1 protein-coding gene is annotated in these 702 nt (G+C 61.7%); it reads right to left on the minus strand.

All coding sequences use genetic code 11. From position 1 onward, the window contains the following. Positions 1-40 precede the first annotated feature (40 nt). A complete protein-coding gene (locus JWR98_RS28695) occupies positions 41-646 on the minus strand; it encodes an AraC family transcriptional regulator (protein ID WP_205491845.1) in 606 nt (201 codons plus the stop codon). Between the last annotated feature and the right edge of the window lie 56 nt (positions 647-702).

Genomic DNA, 702 nt, shown 5'->3' on the forward strand with positions numbered 1-702 from the left:
AGTGGTGCCTTCTTCCGCCAGCCTGCGCCGCAGCGTGGCTTCAGCTGAGCGCAAAGGTGGAGGCGACGTCCAACGCACTCCAGTCGTTTGCCAGGTCGCTGGCGATCAGTGCGCCGCACTTTGGATCGCCGATCGTCGGCAGGCGCGGCGGTTCGAACCGCCCACCCGTCACGCCAACCCAGGTCAGCAATTCCTGTACGCGATGCCGAGCGACAGGGTCTGGCACCGTGCTGTCTATTACCGCTTCAATGGCGCGCCTGAACGACTCGGCAAAATGCCCACCTTCGCCTGTGATGGGTTGAGCGTATCGAATGGCCGCCAGGTGGGTATTGGCTTCAGCGTTCGATTGGATCAACGCTTCGCCCCACACCAGCCAGTGGGCCTGGTAACTGCCGTCCTGGGCCAGCCGGTTGATGATATCCAAGGATTGCCCACCCGCCACGGCAATCGCCTCGCCTGGGCTGATCAGGTATTCACCCCCTGACCAGCGCACGATTTTCGAGCCCCGCTCAACATAGATCAAGATGGGACTCTCGATATACAAACGCTTGAACTCCAGGTTTCCATGCTGAAGAACGATGCCCGCGGTCCCGACCCCAGGCCGCTGGGTGATGCGCAAAGCGTCGTAAGCGTTCGTGAATGGCATCAGCGGCCGCCCTGTACCGTCAGCGTGGCTTTGGCAAGCGAACCACCTGGCACCAT

The organism is Pseudomonas lactucae (assembly GCF_016937615.1).
GTDB classification, from domain to species: Bacteria; Pseudomonadota; Gammaproteobacteria; order Pseudomonadales; family Pseudomonadaceae; genus Aquipseudomonas; species Aquipseudomonas lactucae.

Coding starts and splice junctions, on each gene's coding strand:
- JWR98_RS28695 (WP_205491845.1), bottom strand. CDS start 646: ATGCCATTCACGAACGCTTACGACGCTTTGCGCATCACCCAGCGGCCT.